This window comes from Candidatus Accumulibacter contiguus (assembly GCF_012940005.1).
GTDB lineage: Bacteria > Pseudomonadota > Gammaproteobacteria > Burkholderiales > Rhodocyclaceae > Accumulibacter > Accumulibacter contiguus.
In genome coordinates this window covers 46,171-64,608 of sequence record NZ_SPMX01000017.1, presented here as the reverse complement: position 1 = coordinate 64,608, position 18,438 = coordinate 46,171, and the positions used below count along the sequence as shown (strand labels likewise).

The following is an 18,438-nucleotide window of genomic DNA, read 5'->3' as shown; positions in this document are numbered from 1 at the left end:
AGCGGCGAATGGATAAAACCAGCGCCGCCAGATGAGATGGATCAATTTCACAAGGGGTAGCAAAATGGTGGATAGAAAAACTTTCCAGTTGCCGCGAAAGGCGATTGCCCTGGTACTTGCCGGCGGGCGTGGCAGCAGGCTACACGAACTGACGGATCGCCGCGCCAAACCGGCGGTCCATTTCGGCGGCAAGTTCCGGATCATCGACTTCGCCTTGTCGAACTGCGTCAATTCCCAGATTCGACGCATTGGCGTGGTCACTCAGTACAAGTCGCACAGCCTCTTGCGCCACCTGCAGCGCGGCTGGAACTTCCTGCATGGGGAAGTCAACGAATTCGTCGACCTGCTTCCGGCGCAGCAGCGAATCGACGAAGAGTCCTGGTATCGGGGTACGGCCGACGCGGTGTACCAGAACATCGACATCCTCGAGACCTATACGCCAAAGCCCGAATTCGTCGTGATTCTGGCCGGCGACCACGTTTACAAGATGAATTACGCGGTGATGCTGGTTGACCATGTCGAGAGCGGTGCCGAATGTACGGTTGCCTGCATCGAGGTACCGCGTCAGGAAGCCAGCGGCTTCGGGGTCATGGCCGTCGATGAAAATGGTCTGATCACCGACTTTATCGAGAAGCCTGCCGACCCACCGGCGATGCCGGGCAAACCCAATATGTCCTTGTGCAGCATGGGGGTTTACGTGTTCAACGCCAAATACCTGTATGCCGAACTGGCGCGCGACATCGACGACCCGGCATCCGACCATGATTTCGGCAAGAACATCATTCCACATGCCGTGCGAAATCGCGTGGCCGCAGCACACTCCTTCTCGCGCAGTTGCATCGTGGCCCCGGACGAGCAGTTCAGAGAGCATTATTGGCGTGACGCCGGAACGATTGATTCCTACTGGGATGCCAACATCGATCTGACCGCGACGGTACCAGCGCTGAACCTGTATGACCGCAACTGGCCGGTGTGGACGTATCAACAACAACTCCCGCCCGCCAAGTTCGTGCACAACCATCTCGACCGGCGCGGTAATGCCATCGAATCCTCGGTTTCCAGCGGCTGTATCGTTTCCGGAGAAGTCAACCGCTCGCTGCTGTTCTCCGGTTGCCGTGTCCATTCCTATTCACGGGTCAATCTATCGGTTATCCTCCCCGATTCGACGATCGGCAGCAGAGCCCGCCTCAGCCACTGCGTCGTGGACAGCGACTGCGATATCCCACCGAACATGGTGGTCGGTGAAAACCCGGAAGAAGATGCGCGCCGCTTCCGCCGTACCGAGAACGGGATCACGCTGATCACCCGGAAAATGCTCGCACAGCTCACCTGATACGGAAATAGAAGCATCTCTTGCGCATCCTGCACGTTGCCGCCGAAATCTATCCGCTGGTCAAGACCGGCGGCCTTGCTGACGTCGTCGCCGCCTTGCCCGTCGCGCTTGCAGCACGTGGCCTCGATGTCCGCGTGCTGCTGCCCGGAATGCCGGCCATTCTCAACGGCGTCACCGACCTGAAGCCACTGATCCGCCTCGGGCCGGCCTTCGGCGCGGCGGTCATCACGCTGCGACTGGGTCGTCTCCCGGACAGCGGCTTGCTGGCCTATGTCATCGATGCGCCCTTCCTGTACCGGCGTGACGGCGATCCGTATCTTGGCCCGGACGGTCGCGACTGGAACGACAATCATCGGCGCTATGCCCTCCTGGGCTGGATTGCAGCGCATCTGGCTGCCGGCGAGCTGGATGAATCCTGGCAACCGGAGGTGGTGCATGCGCACGACTGGCACGCGGGACTGGCGCCGGCCTATATCGCGCAGAACCCGTCGCTGAATACCGCAACCGTGTTCACGATTCACAATCTCGCTTTCCGTGGTCTGTTTCCTCTCGACCACCATACGGACCTCGGGCTGCTGATTACCGGTGCGGATCAAAGCGCACTCGAATTCTACGGACACTTGTCGTTCATGAAGTCGGCGCTCGTGCATGCCAAGCGCGTGAACACGGTCAGCCCGACCTATGCCCATGAGATCTGCACGCCAAAGCACGGCTGGGGACTCGATGGGCTGTTGCGTGATCGTGGCGGGCATCTGTCCGGCATTCTCAATGGGGTGGATTATACGGTATGGAATCCGAGCAGCGACCCGGCTCTGCCCAGGGGCTACAGCGCCGACAAGCTGCGTGGCAAGAAGGTTTGCAAGCTCAAGCTGCAAGCTGAAATGGGTTTTGCTGTCCGGGGGAAAGCGCCCCTGTTTGCCGTGGTCAGTCGCCTGACGTCGCAAAAAGGCATGGATCTGGTACTCGCGTGCTTGCATGAACTGCGAGCAGAGGGCGGACAACTGGTCGTCATCGGCAGTGGCGAGGCAGAAATCGAGGCCGGCTTCAGGGCCGCGGCCGCGGCTCATCCTCATACCATATCGGTACATCTCGGCTATGATGAAGCACTGGCGCACCGCATCATCGCCGCTGCCGACGTTCTCCTGGTCCCTTCACGTTTCGAGCCTTGCGGCCTGACTCAATTGTATGCCCTGCGCTACGGTACCCTGCCGCTGGTGCGGCGGGTTGGCGGCCTGGCGGATACCGTCACGGATGCCACGCCGGGCAACCTCAAGGACGGCACAGCCAACGGTTTCGTCTTTGACGAACCCAGCAGTCGTGCCTTGGCCGCTCGCCTCCGCGATGCCTGCGCACTCTACCACGATCCGGCGACGTGGCACCATTTGCAACGGCATGGCATGGCGCAGGATTTCTCCTGGGCCGATTCGGCCGCACGCTATGAGGCACTATACCGGAGTATCTGAACCATCTGCTGTCCAGGCACGGTGCCGTGCACCATGGCCATGCCCGTCGCCTCCAGAAACAAACTCCCACAGGAAAATCTCGTGTCCCTTGATCATTGCCTGATTCGACCCTTCGCCGGCCTGCGTCCGCGTCGCACAGACGCTGCTGCAGTCGCTGCGCCACCCTATGATGTCCTCTCCAGCGCAGAGGCCCGGCAGACCGTGATCGGCAAGCCGCTGTCCTTTCTGCATGTCTCCAGGGCGGAGATCGACCTGCCGCCAGAGGTCGATCCGCATGCGCCAGAAGTGTATGCCCAGTCAGCCGAAAACTTTCGGCGCATGATCGATGGCGGGGTGCTTTGCCGTGATCCGGGCGCCTGTTATTACGTCTATCGACTGCTCATGGGCAAGCACATTCAGACCGGACTGGTGGCCGCCGCGTCGGTCGCCGCCTACGATAGTAACCGCATCCGCAAGCACGAGTTTACCAGGCCCGACAAGGAAGATGACCGGGTACGCCAGATCGAGGCGCTGAATGCGCAGACCGGCCCGGTGCTGCTCGCCCACCCGGACAACGCGGAAGCCGAGCGCCTGCTCGCGCTCGCCACCGACAGCCCGCCGGTCACCGATTTGACCGCAGACGATGGCATCCGGCATATGCTGTGGGTCATCGATGACGCCGCGAGCATTGCACGAATCAGCGCGGTGTTTGGCGGCATGCCCAATCTCTACATTGCCGACGGTCATCATCGCTCGGCGGCTGCCGCGCGGGTTGCCGCGGCTCGGCGTGAGCAGAGCAATGCATCCGATAGTGCCGAGTTCTTTCTCTCCGTCATCTTTCCGGCTTCGCAAATGTTGATCATGGATTACAATCGGCTGGTGAAGGATCTCAACGGTCTGACCCAGGAAGCATTTCTGGTGGCGGTTGGCGAGCGCTATACCGTCCGCCTTTCCCCAGCGCCGGTCAGGCCGGAGCGCAGCGGCGTGTGCGGCATGTATCTTGGCAACTGCTGGTATCGGCTGGAAATCCGGCCCGGACGGATGCCGCTCTCCGACCCGGTGCGCCAGCTCGATGTCTCGGTGCTTGCCGAACAAATCCTCGGCCCGCTGCTCGGGATCACCGATCTGCGCCGAGACACACGCATCGACTTTGTCGGCGGCATGCGCGGCCTGTCCGAGCTCGAACGGCGAGTGAACAGCGGCGAAATGGCGGTGGCCTTTGCCATGTATCCGACACCGATGGCCGATCTGATGGCCGTTGCCGATGCTGGCCAGGTCATGCCGCCCAAGTCGACCTGGTTTGAACCCAAGCTCGCCGACGGACTGGTGTCGCACCTACTCGATCCGGCTTAGGCCATACCGGAACGAGGTGTGAAGCGTCAGCGACGCTGCATCAACAGCCGCAGGCAGCGCATCGCTGCTGACGCCTCATTCCTCAAAAGGCAGATATGGACCCTAGCAGTCCCAGATCCGGATTCCTGGAACGTCTTTCTTCGTTTCTCGTGCGCGAGCCGGAAGATCGCGAACAACTCATGCAGCTGCTGCATTCTGCGCACCAGCGCAAGCTCCTCGACGCTGATGCCCTGAGCATTACGGAAGGCGCCATTGCCGCTTCGGAAATGAGCGTGCGGGAAGTCATGGTGCCACGCCCGCTGATGGAGGTCGTCGATGTCAGTGATTCGCTTGCGGAAGTCATCAGCCAGGTCAACACCACCGCCCACTCGCGCTTTCCGGTCATCAACGGCAGCCGCGACAATGTGATCGGCATCCTGCTGGCCAAGGATCTGCTGCGTGTGCAGCGCGAAGACGATTTCAAGCTGCGCGACTGGGTACGTCCGGCAGTGTTCATCCCCGAATTCAAGCGCCTCGACGTCTTGTTGCGGGAATTTCGCGTATCACGCAATCACATGGCGATCGTCATCGACGAATACGCCGGGATTGCCGGCCTGATCACCATCGAGGACGTACTCGAACAGATCGTCGGGGAAATCGAAGATGAATACGACTTTGACGAGTCCGACGATAACATTCAACTCGATCCGAATGGTCTGTACCGCGTCAAGGCACATACTGCGATAGCCGACTTCGACGCAGCTTTCGGCACCCGCTTCAGCGAAGAAAAATGCCAGACTGTCGGCGGGCTGATTCTGCACCACCTGGGCCGGGTGCCGCAGTTCAACGAAACGATCGTCATCGACGGCATCTGCTTCCAGGTCTTGCGTGCCGACAGCCGCCGCATCTACACGCTGGTGGTTTCGAATTTGCCAGAGGCGGGCGATCCTGCTGAATAAGGCCAGATATTGGCGCAGCTTTGGCGCCGCCTGCCTGGGAGCCACGGGGGTCGTCGGCTTTGCACCGCTCGGCTGGTTTCCGGTCAACTGGTTGAGCCTCGGCGGTCTCTTTGCGCTGCTCTGCACCGAGATCGACGGCGGCGGCAACCGGCCTGCCTGGCGGGGCGCACGCATCGCCGCCGCCCATGGCCTTGGCCTGTTTCTGGCCGGCGTCTCGTGGGTCTATGTCAGCCTGAGCGTTTTTGGCGGCATGCCGGCAGCCGTCGCGGGCCTCGCTACAGTGCTCTTCTGCCTTGTTCTGGCGATCTTCCCGGCACTGGCCGGGGCGCTGTTCGTTGGCTTCGCCGTTGCCGGCTGGTGGCGACGCGGCCTGCTCTTCGCCAGCCTGTGGGTGCTTGCCGAGTGCTTGCGTGCCTGGGCGTTTACCGGCTTTCCCTGGCTGGCCGCCGGCTATTCGCAAACGCCACCGAGTCCGCTCGCCGGTTATGCCGCGCTGCTCGGCGTCCATGGCGTCTCGTTTTTTTCAGCGCTGCTCGGAGCACTGATCTTCGAGGTCAGCAGGCGCTGCTTGACCACCGAACCCTGCAGTACGCGCGGCGGGCAGCGCCACTTCCCGGCGCTGCCGCTGCTCGCCGGCGCAGCGATTCTCGTCGCCGGCGAGCAACTGCGTGACCTCCGCTGGACAGAGGTGGCGGGTGAACCATTGTCGGTGGCCTTGCTGCAGGGAAACGTGGCGCAGGAAATGAAATGGCGTCCCGAGAGGTTCGTTGATTCGCTGCGCACCTATTACCGGCTGGCACAGGAGCATCCGGCACAACTCACGGTGCTGCCCGAAACCGCCCTGCCTGCTTTCCTCGACCAGGTTCCCAACGAGTATCTCGAGGCGCTGCAAAACCTTGCACTGCGCCAGAACGGCGACCTGCTGCTGGGAATCGCCGTCGCCGACGGCAAGCAGTATTTCAATGCGGCGCTGAGCCTTGGTGCGTCCGGCCAGCAGCGTTACAGCAAGGTTCATCTGGTGCCTTTCGGCGAGTTCGTACCGCCCGGTTTCGCCTGGTTCATGGCCATGGCCAACATCCCGATGTCCGACTTCACCGCTGGCTCGCCGGGGCAGCCACCACTGCGCCTGGCCGGCCAGCGCGTCGGGGTGAACATCTGCTACGAGGACATCTTTGGCGAGGAGATCATCGCTGCGCTGCCAGCCGCAACGCTGCTGATCAATATCTCCAACGTCGCCTGGTTCGGCGATTCCCTGGCGCCAGCGCAGCACCTGCAGATCGCCCGCATGCGCGCCCTCGAGACCGGCCGCATGATGCTGCGCGCCACCAACACCGGCATGACGGCGATCGTCGACGTGGACGGTCGCGTCCTCTCGTCGCTGCCCCCCTTCACCCGCGGTGCGCTGGTCGGCGAAGTGCGCGGCCATACCGGTGCCACGCCCTATGTGCGCTGGGGCAACTGGCCCGTGATCGCTTTTGCCTGCTTGCTGATTGGCCTCCTCGGCCGTCGCAAGGCGGCGCCGCGGAAGCAGGTTCTTGTCCAGCGAGAAACCAAGTAAAATCGCGCTTTCGCTTTTATCCGAAGTTCTCCCATGCCCACGTTTCAGGAAGTAATACTGCGTCTCCAGGATTTCTGGAACCAGCAGGGTTGCGCGCTGCTGCAGCCCTACGACATCGAAGTCGGTGCCGGCACCTTTCATACCGCCACCTTCCTGCGCGCGATTGGCCCCGAGCCGTGGAATGCGGCTTATGTACAGCCATCGCGGCGGCCCAAGGACGGGCGCTACGGCGAGAACCCGAATCGCTTGCAGCATTACTACCAGTATCAGGTGGTGCTCAAGCCCTCGCCCGACGACATCCAGGAGCTATATCTCGACTCTCTGCGTGCGCTCGGGATCGATACCGCCCAACATGACATCCGTTTCGTCGAGGATGACTGGGAAAGCCCGACCCTCGGCGCCTGGGGACTCGGTTGGGAAGTCTGGCTCGACGGCATGGAGGTGACGCAGTTCACTTATTTCCAGGAAGTCGGCTCTCTCCCCTGCAAACCGGTCCTCGGCGAGATCACTTACGGCATCGAGCGCCTGGCGATGTATCTGCAAGGAGTAGAAAACGTTTTCGACCTGGTCTGGGCAGAGGGGCCGGGCTATCGGGTGAGCTACGGTGACGTCTATCACCAGAACGAGGTCGAACAGTCGAAGTACAACTTCGAGCATTCCAATGTCGAGATGTTGTTCCGTCATTTCGGCGAGCACGAATCCGAAGCCCGGCGTCTGATCGCTGCCGGCCTGGCACTTCCGGGCTACGAAATGGTGATGAAGTGCTCGCACACCTTCAATCTGCTGGATGCGCGCGGCGCCATTTCGGTGACTGAACGGGCAGCCTACATCGGCCGCGTGCGCGCCCTGGCGCGCGAAGTTGCCCAGGCTTACCATGATTCCCGCCAGGCCCTCGGCTTCCCGATGTGCAAGGCGGCCGCTGGCACTGGGGTGCAATGACATGAACGAAACCATCCTGATTGAGCTGCGCAGCGAAGAGCTGCCACCGAAATCACTCAAGTCGCTGTCCGAGGCCTTCGCCGAGGCGGTTTTTTCTGCGCTCAAGGCACAGGAGTTCGCTGCCCCGGACAGCGTATGCACCGCTTACGCCACCCCACGCCGCCTGGCACTGACCATCACCGGGATTGCCGCCCGGCAGCCCGACCGCATACTGGAAAAGAAAGGCCCCGGCGTTGCCGGTGCGCTGGACGCCGCAGGCAAACCGACCCGGGCACTCGAAGGCTTCATGCGTGCGGCCGGCGTGAGTTTCGACCAACTCGCGACGACGACTGACAGCAAGGGCGAATACTTCGTTGCCCGGCGCGAGAAAAAGGGCGAGGAACTCGCTCTGCACCTGGCCGACATCGTTGCCCAGTCGCTCCGGAAACTGCCAATCCCGAAGCTGATGCGCTGGGGAGATTCCGAACACCAGTTCGTCCGCCCCGTGCATGGACTGATTCTCCTGCACGGCAAGCGCGTCCTTGCCGGTGAAGTCCTCGGGCTGCACAGTGGCCGGACGACACGGGGTCACCGCTTCCTGTCGAGCGGCGAGATCGTCATCGACCATCCTGACGAGTATGTGGCCAGACTGGCTGCGGGCAAGGTCGTCGTGTCATTTGCAGAGCGGCGTGCAAGCATCGCCGCGCAGCTCGACGCCGCCGCCGGCAAGCTAGCTGCCCGCATCCATCCGGCCGATGGTCTGCTCGACGAAGTGACGTCGCTGGTCGAGTGGCCGGTGGTTTATGTCGGCGAGTTCGAAGCCGAATACCTCGAAGTGCCACAGGAATGTCTGATCCTGACGATGCAGCAAAACCAGAAATACTTCCCGCTACTCGATGGCAAAGGCAGGCTGCTCAACAAATTCCTGATCGTCTCCAACATGCAGGTCAGTGACCCGGCCAACATCATCCGGGGCAACGAGCGCGTCGTCCGCCCCCGCCTCTCGGACGCCCGCTTCTTCTACGACCAGGACCGCAAGAACGGCTTTGCCGCCCGCGTCACCTCGCTGGGCTCGGTGGTCTATCATCACAAGCTCGGCTCGCTCGGCGACCGTGCGCAGCGAATGGGGCGCATCGCCCGCAGCATTGCCGAAAGACTCGGCGCCGAAGCCAATCTCGCCGAACGGGCTGCGCTGTTCGCCAAGATCGATCTGTTGACCGACATGGTTGGCGAATTCCCGGAACTGCAGGGAATCATGGGCCGCTATTACCTGCTGCACGAAGGGGGTCTGGCGGTGGTTGCCGACGCCATCGAACAGCATTACCGACCGCGCTTTGCCGGCGACGCGCTGCCCGCAGGCAACATTGCCTGTGCCGCCGCGCTGGCCGACAAGATCGATTCGCTGGTCGGCTTCTTCGGTATCGGGCAGCTACCGACCGGCGACAAGGACCCCTTCGGCCTGCGGCGCGCCGCCCTCGGGGTACTGCGCATCCTGATGGAGACGCCGCTGCCGCTCGACCTCGGTGAACTGATCAAGGACTCAAAGGCGGAGCTGGTCAAACAGGGAATCCCGCTCGCCGCCGTCGATGAACCTTTGCTCGCCTTCCTCCATGACCGTCTGCGCGGCATGCTCAAGGACGCCGGGCATGCGCCCGACGTCATCGAAGCGGTGCTGGCGCAAAGACCGACGCGCATTGATCTGGTGCCCGCCAAGCTGGCGGCGGTGCGCGAGTTCCTGCTCCTCCCCGAGTCGCTGGCGCTGGCGGCTGCCAACAAGCGCATCGGCAACATCCTGAAGAAAGCCGAGCAAAGCCTGCCCGAGCCGGACATCGCCTTGCTTGAGGAAGACGCCGAGAAGGCCCTGTTCGAGCGTGTGCTGTTGATCGCGCCACTGCTCAGGTCGCATGTCGCCAACGAAGACTATACGGATGCGCTCAAGGTCCTCGCCTCGGTGCACAGCGAAGTCGACCGCTTTTTCGACGAAGTGATGGTGAACGTACACGAACCGCTGCTGCGCAACAACCGTCTGGGCCTCCTGAGAGCGCTTTTCGACCAGCTCAATGCCGTCGCCGACATCTCCAAGCTGGCCGTATGAAGCTCGTGATTCTCGACCGCGATGGCGTCATCAACTACGACTCGAAGCAGTTCATCAAGTCGCCGGCGGAATGGCGTCCCATCCCTGGCAGCATCGAGGCCATTGCCAGATTCAATCAGGCCGGCTACCGCGTGGTGGTGGCGACCAACCAGTCCGGCATTGGGCGCGGCCTGTTCGACATGGATACGCTGAATGCCATCCACGACAAGATGCACCGCGCCGTACACGCTGCCGGCGGACGCATCGACGCGATTTTCTATTGTCCGCACCCGATCGATGCCGGCTGCAATTGCCGGAAACCAAGAACCGGCATGTTCGAACGGATTTCCAAATGCTTCAACGTCGGTCTGGAGGGCGTACCGGCGATCGGCGATTCACTGCGCGACCTGCAGGCCGCCGTCGCGGTGGGGGCGAAACCGTTGCTGGTGATGACCGGCAAAGGAACACAGACACACGCGGAAGGCGGTCTTCCGGAAGGTACGCTGATCTTCCCTGATCTCGCCGCAGCAGCCAACCACCTCCTGATTTCGTGATGGCGGCCTTTCGCACAGTGCTGTTCCTCCTGCTGCTCAGTCTGTTGACGATTCCCTTTGGGGTGCTCGTTTCGCTGGCGGTATTTTTTCCCATGTCGGCGCGTTACCGCATCATCGCGATCTGGCGAAAGGGTTTCATGGCCCTCTGCCGCTACGTGCTCGGTATCCGCTACTGCGTGCTCGGCCGCGAGAACATCCCGGCCGAACCTTCGGTGGTGCTCGCCAAACATCAGTCGGCCTGGGAAACGGTCGGCCTGCAGGAGGTCTTTCCACCGCTGGTCTTCGTGCTCAAGAAGGAACTGTTGCGAGTACCCTTCTTTGGCTGGGGACTGGCGGCGATGAAGATGATCTCGATCGATCGGGCAGCAGCCAAGGATGCACTCAAGCAGATCTTCGATCAGGGACGTGAACGCCTCGCGGCCGGCTACTGGGTGGTGATCTTCCCCGAAGGAACGCGCGTTGCCCCCGGAGAAACGGAACGTTACAAACCCGGTGGTGCGCATCTCGCCGTTCGCAGCTCGGCCAAGGTCGTTCCCGTGGCACACAACGCCGGCGAAATCTGGAAAAAAAGCAGCTTTGCCATTTCCCCCGGCTTGATCACCATCAGTATCGGTCCAGCGATCGATCCTGTCGGCAAGACGGCAGTGAAAATCAACGCCCTGGCGTCTGCCTGGATCGAGGCCGAAATGCGGCGTCTGTCGCCGCATCGCTACAGAGTGCCTGCCGATGCCGTGGCCGCCTGAGCAGCCGCCGGCCGGCGAAACGTCGCACGGCATCGTCGATGGCATGCAACTGCCAATGCTCGGGAGCTTGATCAGCATCCGCCTGGCGCTCGGCGCCAATCGCATCGTCTGGAACCTGCAGACTGCCGGGCAGGCACTGACTCTGTGCCTGCGTTCGCCGAGCGAGGCGCCGCGGCTGCTCGAGAAAGCACTGCGTGAACGAGCGCGGGCGTTGTTCGTCGAACGGCTCGCTCATTACGCACCACAGCTTGGTGTCGACCTGCCCGCGCTCTCGCTATCGGCGGCGCGCACGCGCTGGGGCAGTTGCAGCCGGCGTACCGGCATTCGCCTGAACTGGCGGCTGATCCACTTTGCGCCGCCGTTGATCGACTACGTGGTGATCCACGAACTCGCACATCTGCGCGAAATGAATCACGGCGCACGTTTCTGGTCGATCGTCGCAGAGCTGTACCCCGACTACCGGAGCGCACGCGCAGAACTCAGGCGCTGCGCGACGCATTGCCCATACTGGTGAGGAGAAGACATGAGAATTCTGCATACGATGTTCCGGGTCGGCGATCTCGATCGCTCGCTGGCCTTTTACACGGAAGTCCTCGGGATGCGCGAGTTGCGGCGCCAGGATTACCCGAGTGGTCGTTTCACGCTGGCATTTGTCGGTTACGGGCCGGAATCGGAGGGCGCGGTCCTGGAACTGACGCACAACTGGGACACCTCGTCGTACGAAATCGGCAACGGCTTCGGGCATGTGGCAATCGAAGTTCCCGACGCCTACGCCGCCTGTGAACAGATCAAGGCGCGTGCTGGCAAGGTGGTGCGTGAAGCCGGCCCGATGAAACATGGCACGACGGTGATCGCTTTCGTCGAGGATCCCGATGGCTACAAGATCGAACTGATCCAGAAGAAGGTGTGAAGCCCTTGTCCCAGCCGGACGCAGGGAGGCCACGGATTGCCGTGAAAGTCGAGGAGCGAGAGGCGTCAGCCACTGGGTCGGCATTGCGTAAGCAGACCGCTTCCAGCCGGCAGGTCGGGTCACGGCCTCCGGCCTGACCCGACCGACCAGTGCTTACGGCAATATCTCGCCTTCCTCTGGCTGCGGATGATTCGCCAGTACCAGGACTTCGGAAGGCGGCAAATTGCGTATCTCGACAAAGGCAATGCCGCCGCCGGTCCGCTTCACCACCAGACTCGAACCCACTGCATGCGGTCCGGCATACGCAGCCGCGCTGCCCGCCTGAGCGGTGTTCAGCACCACCGTCAGCACCGACCCGGGCGGGCTGAGCGAGCTGTCCACCAGGACGTCGGCGCCACGTGCGTCGGTACCATGGCCATTGACCACGCACAGCAGCTCTTCGTCATCAAGGATGCGCGACCAGGCGATCAGCTCGCCCGGCCCGTAGACGTCGAAGGCTCGTCCGAACAGGGAGATCGGGCGCAGGTACTGGCGACCGTGCCGCAGGCACGGGTACTGCGCGCGTACCGTATGGATCGCGGCAATGCGGATGAAGGCCGGGCTCTGTTCGTCGAAGCAGTGATGGCCGGCGGTTCCGAACGGGCCAAAACCAGGCAGATCCGGATCCTGAGTAGACTCCAGGCCGGCTCGCCCGCTCCGGAGCGGATGCACCGGACCGAACATGGCTTCGCGGAGATAACGATCCGAACCCTTCCACTCCGGCAGCCAGAAACGCTCTGCCGGCTCCGGCCCTGCCAGGCTCTGCTCGGTCCCGTAATAGACACACGGGATACCCAGCGTGAAGGCCTGCATGGCCACGCCGGCAGCGATCTGCTGCTGCGATGCTGCCTCGCTCGAAAAACGCAGTTTCTGACCAAACACATGGTCATGGTCGTCGAGGATCGAAACATGCCGGCTGCCGAGATTGCGGTGCGAACCCATGCCCGCAGAACCCGGGTTGAAACCGTCGAAGTAGGCATGCGGGTGCACCAGGCCCTTGGCAACGCCATTCAACGTCGGGCGCATCTCGCCAATGTCGAGCGCGGCATTCAGGTTGCGGTCAAGAACGTCCAGATAGCGATCTTCGGCGTAGTCGCCACCCGCCACCTCACCGACGAGGAAGAAATCGTCCTTGCCGAGGTTGCTGGCGAATTCCTTGATCGCGCCGCAGAAGTTGCGCGCGTCTTCAAGCGAAACGTGCTTCAGCGTGTCGATCCGAAAGCCATCGCAGTCGCTCAGCGCGATCCAGTACTTGTAACACTGCGCCAGGTCGCCCAGCGCCGTGGTCTGGTTGAAATCCCGCAGCGTGATGAAATCGCTGCGTTTGTGCTCGGCAATCGGGTCGTTGATGTCGCCGGCACCAAGGCTGCCGCTGCCGGCGCGCGTGTAGTACTCCGGGTCCTGTAGTTCGCTCGGCCAGATACCGTCTTCGGGACCGGCGATGGCGCCGACCGTCTGTCCCTGGTCGCCGAGCCATGCACCGAAGGCGTAACGCCCCTGGGTATAGTAAGGCGTCGAGGTGCCACCCGGTGTACCCTCAGGATAAACCCAGTTGGAACCCGAGTGATTGAAAATGATGTCGAAGATGACCCGGAGTCCGGCCTGGTGCGCTTCCCCCACCAAGGCAAGCAGATCGGCGCGACTGCCGAAGCGCGGATCGACATCGAGGAAGTCCTGGACACCGTAGCCATGATAGCTGTCGAGATGCCCGCGCTGCTTGAACACCGGACTCAGCCACAGCGCCGTCACGCCAAGCCGTTTCAGGTATGCCAGCTTGGAGCGCACGCCCGACAGGGTTCCGCCCTGCCAGCGATCGGCACCCGACGCCGCCCAGCGATCCCAGCGCCACGCCTGACCATTGGGCAGGGCAGTCCGGGCAGCGGCGAGATTGTTTCGGTCGAGCAAGGGGCGCGTCCCTTCGGCAGCGTCGCTGAAACGGTCTACCAACAGAAAATACAGCACCTGGTCTCGCCAGTCTGTCGGTGATGGAAAATAGTGCTGCCGACGCGGCAGCTTGACATTGCGGCGGATACTGGCTGGCCGCGGACTCTTGAGAGCCTGCTTGGCGAATTGCATGATGTAGACCTCCATGGACGAATGGACGAAATGGACGAAATGGACGAACAACGAAGAGGCACCGGCTTGCCCCCCCGATCAGTGTGGCCAGTTCCGTGTCGCCTCGCCAACCAGGCCGGGATGACGCACCATATGGGCTGAGCCGGTATGGCGATGATGCCGAAGCCACTTACATTTCTCATTAAATAGCATACTTGACATGTTTTCAAGGGAAAATGGCGAGTCACTTCGGCTGCTCCCGCCTGGCCGCCGGCCAGGCGCCACGATGATCGAATGCGTGTTGTGCGTGCGCCGATGCCGGCCGGGTCGCCCGGACATCCGCCACAATGCCTCGTGCACATTGTCTGGACGAGGGCGAAGGGCCTTATACTTGGCGAAATCCTTTTTTCTCTTTGCGCACGTGATGATCCCCTGCTTCGCAAGCTACCTCCGCCACCTTGCCGGATGGCTACTCATCGTTCCACTGCTGTGCCCGGTGGTCGCCGCACACGCCGGGCTGGCGATCGCCCTCAATTCGGCGGAAGGCACGCTCAGCCTGATCGATAGCGAAACCTATCAGGTCACTGGCAAGGTGCCCGTCTGCAAGGAGCCGCACCACCTGATGCCGACGCCCGACGACAAGTCGTTGATCGTTGCCTGTGCGGCTTCCAACCAACTGGTATTCTTCGATCCGAACACTGGTCAGGAGCAGAAACGCATCCGCAACATTTCGGACCCCTATCAACTGGGCTTTTCGCCGAACCGCAAATGGTTCGTCGCCACTTCCTTGCGCCTCGACCGCGTCGATCTCTATGACCCCAGCGACTTCCGGCTGATCGCCCGCCTGCCCGCGCCGAAAACACCATCGCACATGGCTTTTGACGATAACAGCCAGTTCGTCTTCGTGACCCTCCAGGACTCCAATGAGATCATGGCCATCAGTCTGGGCACGCAGACCGTCGCCTGGGTGATCCCGGTTTCCGCAACACCGGCCGGGATCGTGATGTCACCCGACAATCGCAATCTCCTGGTAGCCTGCATGGGTGCAGGCGTCGTCGAGGTCATCGAATGGCGCACTCGCAAGAGCGTCATGAAGATTCCTACCGGCACCGCGGCCCACAATCTGCAGCCCAAGGGCGATGGACGCCATTTCTACGTTTCCAACCGTACGCTCGATGGCAGCATTGCGCTGCTCGATACGCAGACGATGACGGTGGTGGAAAAATACGAGGTCCCTGGTGGACCGGACGACATGATCGTGCGCGCCGACGGCAAGGAACTCTGGACGACGGCACGCTTTGCCCGCAAGGTGCAGGTCCTCGACCTGGTCACCAAGAAAATCAAACATTCGATCAGCGTCGGCAGTTCGCCGCACGGCGTATTTTTCGTCAACCATGCCGGCCTCAGATGAAACCTGAGCTTCAACACCTGCTCCTGGCCCTGCTGACGTCGACCCTGCCGGCGCTGGCCATTCCTGACGCGCACGCCGCTGCCGCCTGCAAAGGAACGCTCTACCTGACCTTCGACACCGGCAACATGCGCCATGCCGAATCGATTGCCGATACCCTGGCCAGGCACGGGGTCAAGGCGACCTTCTTTCTGGCGCAGGAAGAAACCAGCCGTGGCGATCACGCCCTCGATGCCAGTTGGGCTTCCTACTGGCGGGCGCGCGTCGCCGAAGGCCATGCCTTCGGCAGCCATACCTGGCGGCACGGTAGTTTTCGCAGCGACAGCGGCCAGCAGGTACGCTACCGGCTGCCGGATGGCCACACCGAGATCCTGGACGCGCGCGCCGTTTGCGAGGAGTTGCAGCGTTCCGACGTGCGTTTCCAGGAACTCACCGGTCGTCGGCTCGATCCCCTCTGGCGCGCTCCGGGAGGCCGCACCACACCGAACACCCTGGCTGCGGCGCAGGCCTGTGGCTACCAGCATGTCGGCTGGGCGCCGGCGGGTTTTCTCGGTGACGAACTGCCTTCCGACACCTACCCCAACCCGGTGTTGCTGCAGCGCGCCCTCGACCGTCTCAAGGATGGCGACATCGTCATGGCCCACCTCGGTATCTGGTCTCGCAAGGATCCCTTTGCGCCAATGCTGGACCCTTTGATCTCCGGCCTCAAGAACAAGGGCTTCTGTTTTGCCACGCGACGGGCACCATGATCAACGCCTGCATTGAAGCGTTCGTCGATCTGCAGGGCTGGCTATTGGCGCATCTGCTGCAACCCGTGCTGCTGGCCACGGGAATGGGCAGCTATCTGGAAATGGCTTTCGACGGCATCGAGTTCTTCCTCTGCGGGGTATTGCAGATCACCGTCGCTTTCCTGCTGCTGCGACCCCTGGAGGCGTTGCGACCGATCGAGGTCTGGCCGGATCGCAAGGCGGTGCGGGTAGACGTGCTGTATTCCTTCCTCGACCGGCTGGGAATCATTCCGCTGCTCATTTTCGCCCTGCTGGCACCCCTGTTCGCCGACCTCGAACGCTGGCTGCGCTTCAACGACATCATTCCGCCGCAACTCGAGGATTGGTTCCCGATGCTGGAAGCCCGGCCATTGCTCAGTTTCCTGGTCTATCTGTGCATCCTGGACTTTACCGAGTACTGGCGCCATCGCCTCTCACACACCTTCCGCTGGTGGTGGGCGCTGCACGCGATCCACCACAGCCAGCGCCAGATGACGCTATGGACGGACAGCCGCAACCATCTCCTCGACGACCTGGTTGGCGGTTGCTGGTTCGCCATCGTCGCGCTCCTGGTCGGCGTCCCGCCAGGCCACTTCATTGGCCTGCTGATCGTCGTCAAGACCATCGAAAACCTCTCGCACGTCAATGCCCGGCTGTCCTTCGGCCGCATTGGCGAACTCCTGCTGGTCAGCCCGCGCTACCATCGCTGGCACCATGCCATCGACCTTCCTGCCGGCCGGCAGTACCGCTTTGGCTGCAATTTCGCGATCCTCCTGCCGATCTGGGATCAACTCTTCGGTACCCAGTATCGTGGCCAGACGATGCCGCCCTGCGGCCTCAGGCAGGGGCCACTGCCGGAATCGGCCGCGCGGAGTGGCTTCTGGCAACAGCAGTGGGAAGGACTTTGCGCCCTCGCGGCGACGTTTCTCCCGGAAAACAATCATGGCGAAGAACGCCAACGCCAAAGCCAATGATGAAGACCTTCCATGCTCGATGAAGCTCGCTCTTTTGCGCTGACAGCGCACGGCAGCCAGATGTACGGCGACCGGCCATACGCCTTCCATCTCGAAGCGGTCGTCGGCCTGTTGTCGCCCTATGGCGCCGAAGCACAGATCGTCGGCTATCTACACGACGTCGTCGAGGATACCGGGGTCAGCGAAAGCGATATACGCGAGCGCTTTGGACCACTGATTGCCGACTGTGTCAGCCTGCTGACCGATTCTCCCGGTGCCAGCCGTGCCGAGCGCAAGGCGGTCACCTACGCCAGACTGGCAAAGGTCAGCGGAGCCACCGAACTGGCCCTGGTAGTCAAGGCTGCCGACCGCCTGGCCAACGTCAGGTGCTGTGTCGCCGATCAGAGGCGCCGCCTGTGGGAGGTCTACCGCAGCGAGCACCCATGCTTCCGGCAAGCCGCCTACCGTGACGGCCTCTGTGAGTCACTGTGGATGGAACTCGACGCCTTGCTGCAGGTATCGCCCTGATGATCGCCGGGAGAGCAAGCGGTGTTTGAAATCCAGAACTACGCGAGCTTCGTCGCCGCGATTCTCGTCTTCCAGTTGATTCCCGGTCCCGGCACGCTGGCCATTCTCAACGCCACTGCACGCAACGGCATCGCCGCCGGCATCGGCGCCGTCCTCGGCACACTGCTCGGCGACATGGGGTATATGGTCGCGGCAATTGTCGGCCTGGCCGCCGTGATGAAGGCAAACCCTGCCCTTTTGCAGGGCCTGCAGTGGTTCGGTGCCGCTTATCTGGGCTGGATGGGGCTGCAACTGTTGCGAAGACCGCTTGCCAGTGGCAATGGCGACCAGGAGGCCAGAAAAAGCGCCTGGGTGTATTTCCGGCAAGCCTTTGCGGTCAGTCTCACCAACCCGAAGGTGATGCTCTTCTTCGTGGCCTTCTTCCCCCTCTTTCTGCGCGCCGACGCCTCCGCCCTGACGCTTGGCGTGATGATCGCGCACGTGACCCTCCTCAGCTTTCTCTACCAGGCCGGCCTGGTGCTGCTTGGCAACGCGGTCGCGCGCAGACTGAGGACGCTGCCGCTGCTGCGCACGCTGGCGACCCGTCTGGCGGGCTCGGCCCTGCTCGGTTTCAGTGTCAAACTGGCACTCGACAATCGCTGACACAGGCTACGCCACAACAAGCCCCAAGAGCTAGGGCGTGTCATCGATTACCGGATCCTCCCTTGCCGACTGCTCGCGCAGTATGCTGCACTACATGCCGTTCAAGAAACAGGATGTCGATGCCTGGGTGCGCGCGGGTGGCGCAGCGGCCAGTAGCGACGATTTTGAAAACAGGGAGGGTTCCAGTGGCTAGGGTCAAGGCAGCAAGCTCCGAACAGGGCGA

Annotated in this window: 18 protein-coding genes; 17 read left to right on the top strand and 1 reads right to left on the bottom strand. The window is 62.2% G+C overall.

Going from position 1 to position 18,438, the window contains the following annotated elements:
• Positions 1–64: 64 nt before the first annotated feature.
• The 11 genes from glgC (at position 65) to gloA (ending at position 11,823) form a co-directional block, all read left to right on the top strand.
• Positions 65–1,333, top strand: a complete 1,269-nt coding sequence (glgC, locus tag E4Q08_RS07770) for a glucose-1-phosphate adenylyltransferase (RefSeq protein WP_211203349.1) — start codon at positions 65–67, stop codon at positions 1,331–1,333.
• A gap of 20 nt (positions 1,334–1,353) precedes the next feature.
• Complete coding sequence (gene glgA / locus E4Q08_RS07765) at positions 1,354–2,796, top strand: glycogen synthase GlgA (RefSeq protein WP_169069947.1); 1,443 nt, start codon at positions 1,354–1,356, stop codon at positions 2,794–2,796.
• An 81-nt stretch (positions 2,797–2,877) separates the two neighbouring features.
• A complete protein-coding gene (locus E4Q08_RS07760; RefSeq protein ID WP_308240086.1) occupies positions 2,878–4,128 on the top strand; it encodes a DUF1015 domain-containing protein in 1,251 nt (416 codons plus the stop codon).
• Positions 4,129–4,223: 95 nt separating this feature from the next.
• Entirely contained in the window at positions 4,224–5,066 is an 843-nt protein-coding gene (locus tag E4Q08_RS07755) for a CorC family transporter (RefSeq protein WP_034915685.1), read from the top strand.
• Positions 4,996–6,624 (top strand): apolipoprotein N-acyltransferase, encoded by a 1,629-nt coding sequence (lnt, locus tag E4Q08_RS07750; protein ID WP_288131711.1) that lies wholly within the window; start codon positions 4,996–4,998, stop codon positions 6,622–6,624. Before E4Q08_RS07755 ends, lnt begins: the two co-directional genes overlap by 71 nt.
• A 33-nt stretch (positions 6,625–6,657) precedes the next feature.
• Positions 6,658–7,563, top strand: a complete 906-nt coding sequence (gene glyQ, locus E4Q08_RS07745) for a glycine--tRNA ligase subunit alpha (protein WP_169069946.1) — start codon at positions 6,658–6,660, stop codon at positions 7,561–7,563.
• A 1-nt stretch (position 7,564) separates the two neighbouring features.
• Complete coding sequence (gene glyS, locus E4Q08_RS07740) at positions 7,565–9,637, top strand: glycine--tRNA ligase subunit beta (protein WP_169069945.1); 2,073 nt, start codon at positions 7,565–7,567, stop codon at positions 9,635–9,637.
• Complete coding sequence (gene gmhB, locus E4Q08_RS07735; RefSeq protein ID WP_169069944.1) at positions 9,634–10,170, top strand: D-glycero-beta-D-manno-heptose 1,7-bisphosphate 7-phosphatase; 537 nt, start codon at positions 9,634–9,636, stop codon at positions 10,168–10,170. Before glyS ends, gmhB begins: the two co-directional genes overlap by 4 nt.
• Positions 10,170–10,913, top strand: coding sequence for a lysophospholipid acyltransferase family protein (locus E4Q08_RS07730; RefSeq protein ID WP_034917166.1), 744 nt, complete (start codon positions 10,170–10,172; stop codon positions 10,911–10,913). Before gmhB ends, E4Q08_RS07730 begins: the two co-directional genes overlap by 1 nt.
• Positions 10,897–11,427, top strand: coding sequence for a M48 family metallopeptidase (locus tag E4Q08_RS07725; RefSeq protein ID WP_169069943.1), 531 nt, complete (start codon positions 10,897–10,899; stop codon positions 11,425–11,427). Before E4Q08_RS07730 ends, E4Q08_RS07725 begins: the two co-directional genes overlap by 17 nt.
• Positions 11,428–11,436: 9 nt before the next feature.
• Positions 11,437–11,823, top strand: a complete 387-nt coding sequence (gene gloA, locus E4Q08_RS07720; protein ID WP_169069942.1) for a lactoylglutathione lyase — start codon at positions 11,437–11,439, stop codon at positions 11,821–11,823.
• A 153-nt stretch (positions 11,824–11,976) separates the two neighbouring features.
• On the opposite strand, the gene E4Q08_RS07715 is transcribed toward gloA, so the two are convergent.
• Positions 11,977–13,938, bottom strand: a complete 1,962-nt coding sequence (locus E4Q08_RS07715) for an alpha-amylase family glycosyl hydrolase (protein WP_169069941.1) — start codon at positions 13,936–13,938, stop codon at positions 11,977–11,979.
• Between the two features lie 403 nt (positions 13,939–14,341).
• On the opposite strand from E4Q08_RS07715, the gene E4Q08_RS07710 reads away from it, so the two are divergent.
• The 6 genes from E4Q08_RS07710 to E4Q08_RS07685 are packed head-to-tail and all read left to right on the top strand — an operon-like array spanning position 14,342 to position 18,408.
• Positions 14,342–15,328, top strand: a complete 987-nt coding sequence (locus E4Q08_RS07710) for a YncE family protein (RefSeq protein WP_169069940.1) — start codon at positions 14,342–14,344, stop codon at positions 15,326–15,328.
• Positions 15,325–16,074, top strand: coding sequence for a polysaccharide deacetylase family protein (locus E4Q08_RS07705; RefSeq protein ID WP_169069939.1), 750 nt, complete (start codon positions 15,325–15,327; stop codon positions 16,072–16,074). Before E4Q08_RS07710 ends, E4Q08_RS07705 begins: the two co-directional genes overlap by 4 nt.
• Positions 16,071–17,066 carry a sterol desaturase family protein gene (locus E4Q08_RS07700; RefSeq protein WP_169069938.1) on the top strand — a complete coding sequence of 332 codons (996 nt, stop codon included), beginning with the start codon at positions 16,071–16,073 and terminating at the stop codon, positions 17,064–17,066. Before E4Q08_RS07705 ends, E4Q08_RS07700 begins: the two co-directional genes overlap by 4 nt.
• Positions 17,067–17,078: 12 nt before the next feature.
• Positions 17,079–17,573, top strand: a complete 495-nt coding sequence (locus tag E4Q08_RS07695) for an HD domain-containing protein (RefSeq protein ID WP_034910786.1) — start codon at positions 17,079–17,081, stop codon at positions 17,571–17,573.
• 21 nt (positions 17,574–17,594) lie between these two features.
• The gene (locus tag E4Q08_RS07690) at positions 17,595–18,215 is read left to right on the top strand and encodes a LysE family translocator (RefSeq protein ID WP_034910788.1); all 621 of its coding nucleotides are present in this window, start codon (positions 17,595–17,597) and stop codon (positions 18,213–18,215) included.
• 37 nt (positions 18,216–18,252) lie between these two features.
• Positions 18,253–18,408, top strand: coding sequence for a hypothetical protein (locus E4Q08_RS07685; RefSeq protein ID WP_169069937.1), 156 nt, complete (start codon positions 18,253–18,255; stop codon positions 18,406–18,408).
• Positions 18,409–18,438: the final 30 nt, after the last annotated feature.